At 65.3% G+C, this 12,315-nt stretch carries 12 protein-coding genes; 7 read left to right on the top strand and 5 right to left on the bottom strand.

Going from position 1 to position 12,315, the window contains the following annotated elements; all coding sequences use genetic code 11:
* Positions 1-146: 146 nt before the first annotated feature.
* Positions 147-338 carry a hypothetical protein gene (locus tag AB0J46_RS24130; protein WP_357699845.1) on the top strand — a complete coding sequence of 64 codons (192 nt, stop codon included), beginning with the start codon at positions 147-149 and terminating at the stop codon, positions 336-338.
* 112 nt (positions 339-450) lie between these two features.
* On the opposite strand, the gene AB0J46_RS24125 is transcribed toward AB0J46_RS24130, so the two are convergent.
* A complete protein-coding gene (locus tag AB0J46_RS24125) occupies positions 451-1,350 on the bottom strand; it encodes a hypothetical protein (protein ID WP_364335581.1) in 900 nt (299 codons plus the stop codon).
* A gap of 1,166 nt (positions 1,351-2,516) precedes the next feature.
* Here AB0J46_RS24125 and AB0J46_RS24120 point away from each other — a divergent pair.
* From AB0J46_RS24120 to AB0J46_RS24100, 5 genes are all read left to right on the top strand, one after another.
* On the top strand, positions 2,517-3,959 hold the full coding sequence (locus AB0J46_RS24120) for a hypothetical protein (RefSeq protein WP_364335579.1): 1,443 nt from the start codon (positions 2,517-2,519) through the stop codon (positions 3,957-3,959).
* A 976-nt stretch (positions 3,960-4,935) separates the two neighbouring features.
* On the top strand, positions 4,936-5,478 hold the full coding sequence (locus tag AB0J46_RS24115) for a hypothetical protein (protein WP_364335577.1): 543 nt from the start codon (positions 4,936-4,938) through the stop codon (positions 5,476-5,478).
* Between the two features lie 677 nt (positions 5,479-6,155).
* Positions 6,156-7,754 carry a TROVE domain-containing protein gene (locus tag AB0J46_RS24110; RefSeq protein WP_364335576.1) on the top strand — a complete coding sequence of 533 codons (1,599 nt, stop codon included), beginning with the start codon at positions 6,156-6,158 and terminating at the stop codon, positions 7,752-7,754.
* Positions 7,755-7,860: 106 nt separating this feature from the next.
* Positions 7,861-8,226 (top strand): hypothetical protein, encoded by a 366-nt coding sequence (locus AB0J46_RS24105; protein WP_364335575.1) that lies wholly within the window; start codon positions 7,861-7,863, stop codon positions 8,224-8,226.
* A 177-nt stretch (positions 8,227-8,403) separates the two neighbouring features.
* On the top strand, positions 8,404-9,096 hold the full coding sequence (locus AB0J46_RS24100; protein WP_364335573.1) for a DUF4145 domain-containing protein: 693 nt from the start codon (positions 8,404-8,406) through the stop codon (positions 9,094-9,096).
* Positions 9,097-9,310: 214 nt separating this feature from the next.
* On the opposite strand, the gene AB0J46_RS24095 is transcribed toward AB0J46_RS24100, so the two are convergent.
* Entirely contained in the window at positions 9,311-9,565 is a 255-nt protein-coding gene (locus AB0J46_RS24095) for a hypothetical protein (protein ID WP_364335571.1), read from the bottom strand.
* Between the two features lie 191 nt (positions 9,566-9,756).
* Between AB0J46_RS24095 and AB0J46_RS24090 the strand changes: the two genes are divergently transcribed.
* Positions 9,757-10,272, top strand: a complete 516-nt coding sequence (locus AB0J46_RS24090) for a hypothetical protein (RefSeq protein WP_364335569.1) — start codon at positions 9,757-9,759, stop codon at positions 10,270-10,272.
* Positions 10,273-10,321: 49 nt separating this feature from the next.
* Here AB0J46_RS24090 and AB0J46_RS24085 read toward each other — a convergent pair whose 3' ends face one another.
* From AB0J46_RS24085 to AB0J46_RS24075, 3 genes are all read right to left on the bottom strand, one after another.
* A complete protein-coding gene (locus AB0J46_RS24085) occupies positions 10,322-11,125 on the bottom strand; it encodes an N-acetylmuramoyl-L-alanine amidase (protein WP_364335568.1) in 804 nt (267 codons plus the stop codon).
* A 160-nt stretch (positions 11,126-11,285) separates the two neighbouring features.
* Positions 11,286-11,624 (bottom strand): hypothetical protein, encoded by a 339-nt coding sequence (locus AB0J46_RS24080; protein ID WP_364335566.1) that lies wholly within the window; start codon positions 11,622-11,624, stop codon positions 11,286-11,288.
* Positions 11,621-12,295 (bottom strand): hypothetical protein, encoded by a 675-nt coding sequence (locus AB0J46_RS24075; RefSeq protein WP_364335564.1) that lies wholly within the window; start codon positions 12,293-12,295, stop codon positions 11,621-11,623. Before AB0J46_RS24075 ends, AB0J46_RS24080 begins: the two co-directional genes overlap by 4 nt.
* Positions 12,296-12,315 lie beyond the last annotated feature (20 nt).

Genomic DNA, 12,315 nt, shown 5'->3' with positions numbered 1-12,315 from the left:
TCCTTCACCCGCTCCACCACCGTGTACAACGTCGGAACGCGCAGCCTTGTGGCAACCGTAATAGCGATGTGATTCGGCGGCGTGCTGTTCCGCTCCGCCCAAACGTCCTGTGTATGAATGTGTCGATTGTGTGAGATAATCACAGGGTGACGACGCGCGCTCAAGCACTCGCCGCCGCCGGCCGCACGCTCGCCCAGGCGCGGGCTCGCCGTGACGCCCTCTCCCCCGAAGAGGCCGCGCACGCTGCCTTCACACCGGGCGGACTGTCGATCGAGGAGCTCGCCACCCTGATCCGCAAACAGAGGGCCCTTGCCATCGTTGAGGCTTCTGCGGCTTGAGGTGTTGGCCTACAACGACCCCTGCTCTTTACATAGTAGATCAACTTATGCGATCTCTTCTGCCACCTCGGCCTGACCAACGCTCGCGACTCCCGATCGTGCCTGCTGACCATCACGGTGCCCCCCTCTGGATGTAGCCAAGGGGGCCACCACGCCGGTTCTGGTCCGCTCGCTCGCACGCCTCACGGCGGGCATGCTGCTCGGCGAGCAGTGCGGCATGCTCGGCACTCCGCCGCTGAACCGGCCACCGGGCGACGAGCTGCCCGTCCCGGGAGATCCACGCCGACAGGCGGTGCTGCACCCATCCCGGCACCGAGCGCGGGGCATGGGTGTGAATCCATGCGCTGCCGTCCGGCCGGTGGTCGAGGGCGTGCCGGATGTCGCTGATGGTCGCGCCGAGGTCGAACGCGCCCCGCAGCACGCTACGAAGGTGACGGGCCGACAGCTTCCGGAACAGGGGAATCTCCGCGATCAGCCGCTCACATGCTGTGAGCTGGTCTCTTCTGGTGACCGGCGTGACGGTCGCGGGCCACGAACTGGCCGGTGTCGCTGGCGCGGCCGGTCGTCTCGCGCGCGCGTTACGGGGAGTCTCCTCACCTACAGAAGAGAGTGGGGGGTTGGGGGTGAAAGATCTTTCCACAGGGTCGTGAGCTGTGGAAACGTCGGGCACCGTCTCCGGGTGCGGGCGGGTCAGCACGGTTGCGCACGGCCAGGGAAGGTCTGCCTGGCTCTCCACGGTCGCGCTCGGAGGCGGTGTCTCCTCGCCGTCCTCGGCCTCGAGGATCGCCTCCGGGACGATGAGGAGGTACTGCGCGGCTTCGTTGCCGCGGCCGTCGTCGTCCAAACCGCCCCGCGTTCCTTTCCGGTAGCGGACGGTCGTGCCGGGCACGGCGCGGGCCAGCAGGCCGGCGTCGATGAACCACGCGTACAGCTTGGCGACGGTCCGCTGCGACAGGCCGAGCTCGGCGGCCAGGTGCTGCCAGGTGGCGCCCTTCTTCGGCGTGGTCAGCATCGCCCAAGTGGAACGGCGCATGACCTGCCAGGCGAACCGCAGAGCGTTGCGTGTCCAGTCAGCGCGCCGGTTCGCCGCCTGGACCAGGTAGTGGGCCGCGTCATACCAGAGGGGGTGGGCGGGCGCGACGATGTGCCCGGCGGGGACCAGGGGGGCCACTCCCCTGCCAGCCATAGGAGCGGGGGGTGGTGAGGGCGCGACTGTCTCGCACACCGCGGATTCGGTTTCCGGGCATGCCGAGATAGCCGCTTGGCGGCGTGCTATGGTCGGCTCCAAGCGTCACGGTTTTGGCGCGCGAAAGGCCCCCGCAACGGCTCGGGCCGCCGCGTGAGAGCACCGTCAGACGCGATGTGATGTTGTGGAGGCCGGAACGGCGACTCGGCTGCTCAGCTCGATGAGGTTGACCGCCTGAAGCTGAGCGATCTGGTCGCGGGTCTCGACCTCGGGAAGGCCGCGCGCTGCGCGGCTTTTCTCATTTCCGGGCAGACTCCCCCTGCCGGATGGGCGGCCAGGCATGAGGACGGCAACGGGCCGGGGCGGCCCTCTTCGGCGCGCGGACGAATCGCGTAGTTCTCGCGACCTCGCCCACCAACTCGCCCCCTGACAGCATCCGACCATGCGACGGGCCGGATGGCCCGTCAACGACGCACACTAGCGCTCCAGAATCACACATTCCACTCCTGAGTCACACGGTCCACACAGTACACAGCGAGTCTCGATGGGTGCCTGCTCCAGGGGGCAACCTCACTCTGAGTGCGTCCCAGCGCGCCTAGGCCCCCATCGGTTAGCCGGTCCTGTGTTCGGATACAGCAGGGCGATCACCTGGACGCACGGCGCGACTGGCGTGCCAACGACCGCATCCCCCACCGCTCCAGTCGAGACCCACGCACCCTGAAGGCGCTGCAGTCGATTACTCTGCGTGCGCACTGCGGGCGAAGGGGGCGAGAACTGGCGGCCCAGGGAGGTGAGCCTGGCGCAGGTTGAAGGGATCGCGCGCGCGAAATGAGCGAGACAACGGCCGGAGGCGAGATACGACCTGTCATCTCTTAGTGGTCGGCCGCAATACCAGATTTCGACATGGTCACGACCGTCGACTGCCCCTTGTGTTAGGTGAGATGTCATTTAATGATGATCAAGACTATGAGTCAAGATCACGCGGAGGTCCAATGCGTATACGAGTCACCGGTATGGCATTAACTACGGTCGCGATGGCGTCACTAGTATCATCAATTCTATCCGCTCCTCAGGCATTTGCCGCAGAGTCCGATCGGACGATCATCTCGCTCCCTAGGGAATCTCAGAACGTCCCAAAGCGCTCAACTCTCGAAACAATACAACGCGCCGCTAAGAAGCAGAAGATCAGTCTGGCTGACGCCATCGATGCATATGTCGCCCATGCGGTGAATACGAATCCGAGCGTGACCAGGAGAGCAAGGGAAGATGGATTAGATCCCACGGTCGTCGAGCCTGAAATGAAGATCGATGACCTCTGGCTAAGCGAGCTGGTTGACGCCAAGGTGGCCGCAAAAGGAAACAATATTCCTCTCGAAGAGGCGATCGAAAGGATCGCCTGGCAGCCTCGCCTGAACGAAATCGGCGCTAAGATCGAAGCGCGTTACCCTGACGATCTTTCCGGCCTCGCCGTGCTTGAAGATGGCCGAAAAGCGCAAATTGGGTTCAAGGGCGATATTCCCGCCTACGCGATAGAGCTCGCCAAAACGCTACCCGTCGCTGTTGACCTGATCGGTAACAAGGGATTCTCGGAAAAGGATCTCAAAGAGGCTCGAGAGACGGCGTATGCGCAGCTCAAGTCACAGGTCAATCTCGTAGAGGGCATCAACGGTGGGTACGACACAAACACCGGAGTGATTACCTTTACTGTCAAGCCCCGTGCTGATCTGGCAGATGTCACCGAACGGCAATCCATATCGGCTCAGTTGCAGCCCACGCCGCCCACCAATAAGAATATTAGTATCGCTCTGCGCCTAACAAAAGACGACCTCGTCACTAAAATGGCAGACACCTACATGAGGGGTGGCGGCGTCATCGGGGGCTGTACAACCGGATTCAATATTATCAACCAGAACTATCCCAGCGACCCTGACCAGCGCAGAATGACAACCGCGCAACACTGCGGCGATGTCAGCACGCTATATAAGAATCATCCCGTACATGGAAACACTGGCACGCTGAGTGACTATGTCGCTGGTTCGTCAACCTACGACATCGCGTCTTGGAATCGGGGTACCTTTACCCTGACGAGGACCTTCTATTTCAACCTCGACCAAACGCGCTACGTGTACTATATCGGCACGAATCCAGCCGTGGGGCAGAATATCTGCAATTTCGGCTGGGCCAGCCACGTAGCGCAGTGCGGAAACATCAGCCAGGTAAACAATAATCAATACCCGAACGAGCGCGGGCTTATCGTCATGGACCGCGCGATAAGCATCCAGGGTGACAGTGGCGGCCCGTGGTACAAGGGAAACACAGCTTGGGGGATCACGATGGGTACTGTGGGAGGCAAATCTGCCTTCACTCCTGCCTATCTGATTCCTTCGGCTCTCGGCGCGTCCTGGCAGGTATGGACGGCCCCGCCTGGCACCTAAGATGGTGCCGCACCCACCACTATAATCAATGCGAACGAACGTCCGGGAGCTGTGTTCAGTCCCGGGCGTTCGCCCGTCCAAGGAGGCCATGTGAGTCAGATGCGGACGACCTTGCTGGGAGTACTGCTGGCCGGCATCGCTGCCACCTCACTTGGGTGTGCCGACACAACCCGCACTCCGCAATCCGACCGCAGGGCTACCGAAAGTCCGGTTCAGGTGACCGTTGCGGGGCAAGATCCGAGGATCCTTCTCCATACCGAATCTTCCCGAGCAATGCAGGCGCTTCTCGCAGGTGAACTGACCTACGACCCATCTAGCAAGTGCCTTCTTCTTAGGCGGGAACAAAAAGGAGCACCGCCCGTGGTGCCCCTCTGGCCACCAGCGACACAGCCCATCGTCCAAGACGGGAAGCACGGCGTACGGCTGTCCACCAGCGGCTCTACTCTTTTAGACGGCGCGAATGTCAAGATCGGGGGAGGATTCGTTGACTGGAAGGCGCATCCGCCTGCTGGGATAACCCTCCCAGACGCCTGTGTATCTGAACTAACCGCCGCGGACATATTTATGGTGAGTCCAGTTGATCCGGTCAGCTGACCTGCTTGTCCGGTAACCATGTGATGAGGCCTCTTGTACAGACTCGCTGCACCAACCTGCATCGAGCCTGGCGCTTGTCTCGGATGACATGGAACTGATCGGCGAGCCCACGAGCGTGGCTCTGAGTGCGACATCAGTAGCAGAGGCGGGGCAGGAACGAGCGCCGCTGGCAGCGGAGGTACGCAGAGAATGTCATGATAGAAAACGCCACTGGTTGTCTCCGTCAAGCGCGGCTGGTCCTGTGGTTGCTCTGTTTCGGGAGCGATTGAGACGGCCTCCGGGCGCGGGGTAGGCGCAGCAAGCCGGAGGCCGTCACCCTCCATACGTGGTACGCGGCCATGCCGTCCATGCAGCGCCACGCGCCCCCACTATCATCGAACGCGTGAGCGAATCCCATGCCCGGCGAGTGGCAGTAGAAGCCCGAGCCGCCGCATGCGCCATCACCGCCGCAGGCGACGTGTTCCCCACACTGCTGTGGCAGCACCGTCAGTTCGCGCAGGTGGTGCTTCGCGTCGCCGACCTCGCCGACCAGGCGGACGGCGAGGAGCGGCAGCAGCTCACTGGCGAACTGCTTAGCCTGTTCTACGTCCTCAACGAGGCCCTGGTTAATCACTACGCCGCCGCGGCCGAACGCCACGCGCAGAGGCTCGGCATCGGCGTCCACCAGCTCGACGACCGCCTGTACCCGCCCCCGCCCGGCGACGACGAGCAGGGTCGCCGCGCCTGGCAACACAGCATCTCAGGCGCGGCCGACCGGCTCCGGGCAGCCGGCCTGATCGGGCTCGGCCAGGAACGCGGGCACGTCCTCCACGAGATCATCCGCGTCGTCTGGGTCACGGCCGAACGGCGCGCCGACATCGACGCCTTCCTCAACCGGCTCGACGAGGTGCGGCAGGAGCTGGTCCGCGCCCCCGTGCAGCAGTGACCACGATCACACGAAACCGGTTCGCTTATCCGCTAGCGGACGCGCTAGCGTTCTCACTGCGCGATGATCTCCCCCCTCCCGGTGCGCAGGCTCCAGCTACTTCACTTCTTTCGTAGAGAAACCCGAGGAACGCTGGTGCCGTCCTTGATCTCGGGAGGGGCAACAACTTCAGACTTCCCCTCTCCCCGGTGCGCAGGCAACGGTTCCTTCGCCATCCAAGCGAGTGGTCCGGGTTCGACTCCCGGCGGGCGCTCAGGTCCACGCGTCCCGTGGTGTAACGGCAGCACCCTTGGTGTTCCGTCGCCGACGTGATCTCGGGGAGAACCTTGCAAGACCGCACCTCCCGGTGCGCCTGACAGCGCTTACTTCACTGAGTAACTGGTTCGAATCCAGGCAGAGGCTCCGCAAGGTCCGCCTCTGACCGCCCTGTGGTTAGGGCACAGCGCCGTCAATCCGACCTCGGGAGGAACCCATAACTGAAGATCGCGCCCGGTGCGCAGGCCAGGGCTACTTCGCCTGTTAAGCGGATGGTTACTGGTTCGAGTCCAGTAGGGGCCCTTGGCTCCTTAGCTCAACTGGCAGAGCATCTACGTACCCTGACCGACCTCAACCTCGGGCGCGACCTCGAAGGCGGGTTCCTCCCTGTACCTCCATCCGGGAAGGAGCCCGCCTTTCTCATGCCCAAGTTCAACACCGCCGCCTCCCGCCCGCCCGCCACCAGCCCCGTCAAGACGGAAGCCATCGCCACCGGCCGCACCCACGAGGGCGGCGCCGGCTACGCACGGGACGCCAAGAGCGAGCTGTTCCTCCTGGCCGTCACGAACATGGTCGGCGAGAACACCTACTACGAGCAGGGCAAGGACCGTGACGCTCGGTTCGTCAACCTCGTCCGCGTCGTCGCCGTCGAGGACGTCGGCTGGCTGACTCGCTTCCTGCTCTGGCTCCGGCTCGAAGCCAACATGCGTTCTGCGCCGATCCAGGCCGCCCTGGAAGCCGTTCGCGCCCGGCTCGCTAGCGGAATCGCTGGTGGTAACCGCCAGCTCGTCGCCTCCGTCCTTCAACGCGCCGACGAGCCCGCCGAGGCCCTGGCTTACTGGATCTCCCGCTACGGCCGCGCCGTCCCCAAGCCGATCAGGCGCGGCATCGGCGACGCGATCCTCCGGCTGGGCAACGAGTTCAACTACGTCAAGTGGGACAGCGAGGGCAAGGGCGTCACCTTCGCCGACCTGCTCAACCTCACCCACCCGGGCGACCGCAAGGGCTCCAGCCAGGCAGGCCGCTTCCAGGGCCTCTGGCAGCACGACCTGTTCGGCTACATCGTCAAGAAGCCGCACGACAAGGCGGCCCCCATTCCTGAGACGCTCGGCCTGCTCACCCGCCGCGAGGCGCTGCTCGCACTCCCGCTCGGCGAGCGCCGCCAGGTCCTCGACGACCCCGAGCTGCTGCGCCGCGCCGGCATCACCTGGGAGGCCCTGGCCGGGTGGCTGCAGGGCCCCATGGACGCCGCGGCGTGGGAAGCGATCATCCCGTCCATGGGCCTCATGGCCCTGACGAGGAACCTGCGGAACTTCGACGAGGCGGGCGTTAGCGACATCGTGGCCGCCACCGTGGCGGCCCGCCTGGCCAACGCCGAAGAGGTGCGCAGGTCCCGGCAGTTCCCCTTCCGGTTCCTGGCCGCGTACAAGCACGCCCCGTCTCTGCGCTGGAGCTACCCCCTGGAGCAGGCGCTCGCCCACTCCCTCGCCAACGTGCCCGCCCTGGCCGGGCGCACCCTGATCCTGGTCGACCGCAGCGGCAGCATGTTCGACCGGATCTCGGAGAAGTCCCAGCTGAACCGCGCCGACAGCGCCGCCGTGTTCGGCGCTGCGCTCGCGCTGCGCGCCGAGAACGCCGACCTGGTGCAGTTCGGCACCAACTCCCAGCCGATCTCCTACCGGCGCGGCGAGTCGGTGCTGAAAGTCGTGGAGCGATTCGGTGATCTCGGCGGCACCAACACCGCCCACGCCGTCCGAAGGCACTTCCGGTCGACCGTCGACGCTCACAACCGGGTGATCATCATCACCGACGAGCAGACCAGCGGCGGCTACTACGGCAGCGACCCGACCGAGCAGATTCCGGCCCAGGTGCCGGTCTACACGTGGAACCTCGCGGGCCACAAGCACGGCCACGCTCCGTCCGGCGTCGGCACCCGGCACACCTTCGGCGGCCTATCTGACGCGGCCTTCAAGCTGATCCCGATCCTCGAAGCCCGCCACTCGGCCGGCTGGCCCTTCTGACGCAGCAAGGGGCCCGCGCCACAGTCGCTGTGGCGCGGGCCCCTTGCCGTGCCTATGGCAATCCCCACATATGGCGCCATAGCGCTTAAGCGCTACAGTCGATCATGTGGCCCGTACGAACATCTTCCGCACCCCTGACGGTGACCCGATCCTCGACGGCTGGTTCGACCCCGACCTCGCGGAGCGATACGACGAAGCCACCCGCCTGGTCGGCATCGACTACGTCAGCATCCTCACCGGCGACCCAGCCCAGCACCAGACCCTCTACCGCACCCCCGAAGGCAGGTGGGTGCTGCACCGCTGGTCTCAGTGGGAAGGCGACACCGACACCTACGAATTTATCGACGCTGCCAAGGCGCGTATCTGGTTAGTGACCTGCCATCACGACCGCGCCACCGAAGCACACTTCGGCGAACTGCCCGATGAGGCTGGACCGGGCGTGAGCGATGCGGCTGCCACGGCGATACCGTAGATCCCGCACACGCGAAAGCCCGGCCCCGCCCCTACGGAAACCGGGCTCGCTGTGATGCAGCCGGACGGAGAGGCCCAGACGACATTCACTGAGCAGTTGCGGATCAGTGTAACGACACGTCTCTTCCTCGCCCCGGCGACCCCTCGATTAGCATCACGAGCCCGAGGAGGCTTAGACATGTCGATCGGCAACCTCGCCGAGTTCAGCATCTTCTGGAAGGGTCCGCGCCCGGCCGTGTGCGCGCACTGCAATCTTGCCGCTTCCGCCACCATGGCGTCACAGTTCCCGTTGACTCCTATTGCCTACAGCAGGGTTCACCTTGACCCCGGTGAGGCTGTGTTCGTTCAGGTGTGGCAGTGCTCCCACTGTTCCAAGGGCACCGCGTTCCTGGTCAGCTACACGGAATCAGAAGCGGTGACCCGCGACCCAGCCGAGGTAATCCCGCTATGGCCTGTCCCGTTGCCGCGCGAACTGGACCAGACTGTGCCCGGCGAGGTCCGGGATCGATTCGCCGAAGGCAGCCTCTGCGAGAACGCCGGTGCTCTCCGCGGGGCGGCAGCCATGTACCGCGCCTGCGTCGAGAAACTGGTTGAGGAACGTGGCGCGACGGGAAGGCACCTCTACGACAAGATCGAAAACCTGCGGACCAGTCTCGGGGACGACCTCGTCGACGCCCTGCATGAGGCCAGGATGCTGGGTAACGACAGCGTTCACGACGGCCTGATCTACTCTGTGGATGAGGTCGCAGACGTGGCCGAGCTCATTGTCGAAGCGACCGAGGTGCTGTACGTGCAGCCCGCCAGGCGCACCGCGATGCAGCAAGCCCGTCAGCAGCGGCGCGACGCCTCCAAGGCCATCTCTACGCCGTAAATCACTAGCTGCCGGAGCGAAGCGCTCAGGTTCGTGTGGCCAGCGCTAAGTTTGAACACGCAAAAGGGCCCCGCCCCTCCCAAGAAGGGAGGGGCGGGGCTTGTCTCCGTGCAGCGGTGGCCAATTGACCAGGGCCAAGCCGCGTTAGGGCACCGCCTAACGGCCGGGTGCTCTCGTTGCGTTCCTGGAGCAACCAGGCGTGACGATCACGAACCTAGCGCTGGTCTGGCGGAAGGTCAGGCCGGGCGGTGTGCGCGGTCTTGTAGCCGGACACCCACGTGATCAGACCCGGCAGGAGCGGGACCGCGAGAGATTCCAGCCAGTCGGGCAGCCAGGCGATGAGGTCGAGGTCGGCGTTGACGGCCTGCAGGACAGTCAGGACCGCCAGGAGGCCGAGGTAGGAGCCGGCCGTAGCGGCGGTGACCTTCCGCTCTACCGGCTTGCCGTAGCTGACGGGTTCTCCATGCATGGGTTCCTCCAATGGGGTTAGACATGCGAAAGGCCCACCCAGAGGGGCAGGCCAAGCAAGATCAGTGCGCTTCGTACAGCAGGGACGCGGGGGGAGCGGGCGCCGCGGACATGCAGCGACGCGATCGGCGATCTGAGAGGTCACCTACAAGGCCCCTCCCAGGACCACTCAGAGCATGCTCAACTGACGGGGTGCAGACTGCGATCACGAGCCTCATCGCCATCGCCGGAACACTGCTCGGCGCTGCCGCCACCTACCTCTTCCAGGGACGGGCGGCAAAGCAGGCGCGAATAGAAGCCCGCGATGAGCGGCTCTGGCAAGAACAGCTCGCCGCCTACAGTGCATTCGCTGGTGCCATCACCTCGTACCGGGCCAGGGAGAACACCTATTGGTTTGCCAAGCGGGACAACCCGAACGGCTCGACGCACATCAGCGCCCGGAGTGAGGCGTTCGCCGAGCGCGCGACCGCCAAGGCAGCGTTGTTCAGACTGCGACTGCTCAACCCGGACCCTGAGCTGAGTCGGCTCGCGTCCGAGGCGTTGGAGGTCACCACTGCTATCCACCGTGCCAAGGATGAGCCCGCACGAGCCGAGCAGGCAGAGCGTTCACAGCTCGCGCTCCTGGCCTTCGTCGAGGCCGCCTCGAACCAGGTTCGCGCCCGGACGTCGATGCATCCAACATCTGAGTCATCAGCCTCTGCATCCTGACGTGGACATGCCTGTCCGAGGTTCAGCGGGATGAGTTTCGGCACACCGCTCACGCGGCCGGCGGCTTCCACGACCAGGTGAGATCCCAGGTTGTTTCGTCGATGACGCCGGTCGGCTTCGCGCCGACCTTGTCCTGGTAGCTGGCGCACACGGCCTTCGACTTGGGGCCGTAGATGCCGTCCACGTCGATGGTCCAGCCCCGCTTGCGGAGCTTGTACTGCCAGGTCTTGACGTCGTTGCCCTGCATGTAGGGGTCGGTCAGCTTGATAACGCGGCCGGGCCAGAGCGGAATGCCGTCCTCGTACGTGATCTTGATGGGCTTCTCCAGCGGCTCATCCGGCCGTGGGGCGCCCCGCTTCACCCACGCGTACAGCCCGTCGCCGGGGCACGAGGTGGAGTAGCCGTCGCGGTGGCCCTTGATCTCGTTCCCCGCGCCGCCCTCCTCGCGCAGGTACTCGATCGCGTCCCGCAGAGCGTGCAGCAGGGCGTTGTTCGGCTTCGTGAACCCGGAGCTGCCAACCAGGCCGAGCACCGCGTAGTGGCCGGAGTTGAGGCCGGGCCCGTTCGCGGCCGGCAGGTGGTGCACACCTCGGCCGATGAACGTATAGCCGTGTGGGCAGCAGATCAGGTTGTAGCCGATGTCGATGTACGTCTCGCCTCGGCCGCCGGACATGTGCATCTGCTGGATCTGGTGGACGTGCTGCACGCACAGCCGGTGCTTGGTCGGTCCGGCGATGTCGGCCGGGACTGGACCGCCGGTGTAGTGGATCTTCACGCCGCGCGGCGAGCTGAGGCGGCTGTAGGTGCCGGACGGTGCGATCGCGTTCCAGGAGGCACGCGAAACCTTCTTCACGGGGTCACCTCTTCTCTGAGGGCTGGAGGTTGAGCCACTCGGCCACAGTGAGGCCGAGTGCGGCAGCGGGAATGTGGATCGGGAGGACGGCGGGCACGAGCAGCACGCCGTCCTGGCACGGGAAGACCGTGCCGACGGGAGGGGAAGTCAAGGCCGCGGGTCAGCCTCGGGTGAGCTGGATGAGCGCAATCACCGTGCCCGCCACGGCGACCACGATGGTGACGACAGCGATGATCTGCCGAGTCCGCTCCGCGAGCTGGCCGCGCGTCACGGCCTCCCGCTCCAGCGCGTCGAGCCTCGACTCCATCGCGACATGACGAAGCTCAGCGGCGGCCTGATTCTGCTCGACCCGCTTGACCAGCTCGGCATGCCGGTCGTCCACCTGATCCAAGCGCTGCAGGATTAAAGCGGTGGACCCGTTCGTCCGCTCGAACCCCAGCTCGACCGCGCCGCGCAGCTCCGCCAAGGCCAGCGCCAAGTTAGGCGAATCCTCGCTCACGCGCTGCCCCCGGTCTCGGCGGCGCTGAGGAACGTCAGCGGCGGCTTCAACGCGAAGCTCGGCGGAACCGTCCGCACCGACGACTCCCTGCCCCATTCGATCGCCATGCGCTTGGCCTCCACCCTGATCGGGTCGATCCGGGCCTGGCTCGTGATCGGGTCCAGCGGGTCGGCCGAGGCCGCACGGGCGGCGCCCACGTACGTCAGCGCGCCCTGCCGATCGTGCAGCGGAGCTGCCTGCATGGTGAAGCGGTGCTGCTTGACCAGCCGGATCCGCTCCAGGTGCGCGGCCAGCCGGTCAGCGTCGGATACGCCAGGCGTCCAGCAGGTGGGCAAATCGCGGGTGGCGTCCAGGATCGCGGCATGCGCCTCATCCGGCAGGCTCGGAGGGTCATCCGGGTACGGAATGCCCATCTCGTGCAGCGCGACGTCCAGCAACGTCGCCATGTCCCCCGGGTCGATGCCGTAGGCGGCCGACCTCCACTCGAACAGCGCGTGCGGCATCACCATCACGCCGACGCCGCCGACGCCGTTCGTCATCCAGATCCCCCACATCGGCTCCGCGCCGGGCGCGCCGGGGTCGATCTCGACAGGCCCGCCCTCCTTACGCGATTCGATCGCGGCACGCGAGTAGCCGAGCTCGGCGTCCCACACCTGTATGACCTGCGGCATGCCGGTCCCTTCTCCCGTTG

Origin of the sequence: Nonomuraea sp. NPDC049758 (assembly GCF_040674635.1) — a bacterium.
Lineage (GTDB): Bacteria > Actinomycetota > Actinomycetes > Streptosporangiales > Streptosporangiaceae > Nonomuraea.
The sequence above is the reverse complement of the archived record's forward strand: the minus strand, read 5'-3'. Positions and strand labels throughout refer to the sequence as shown.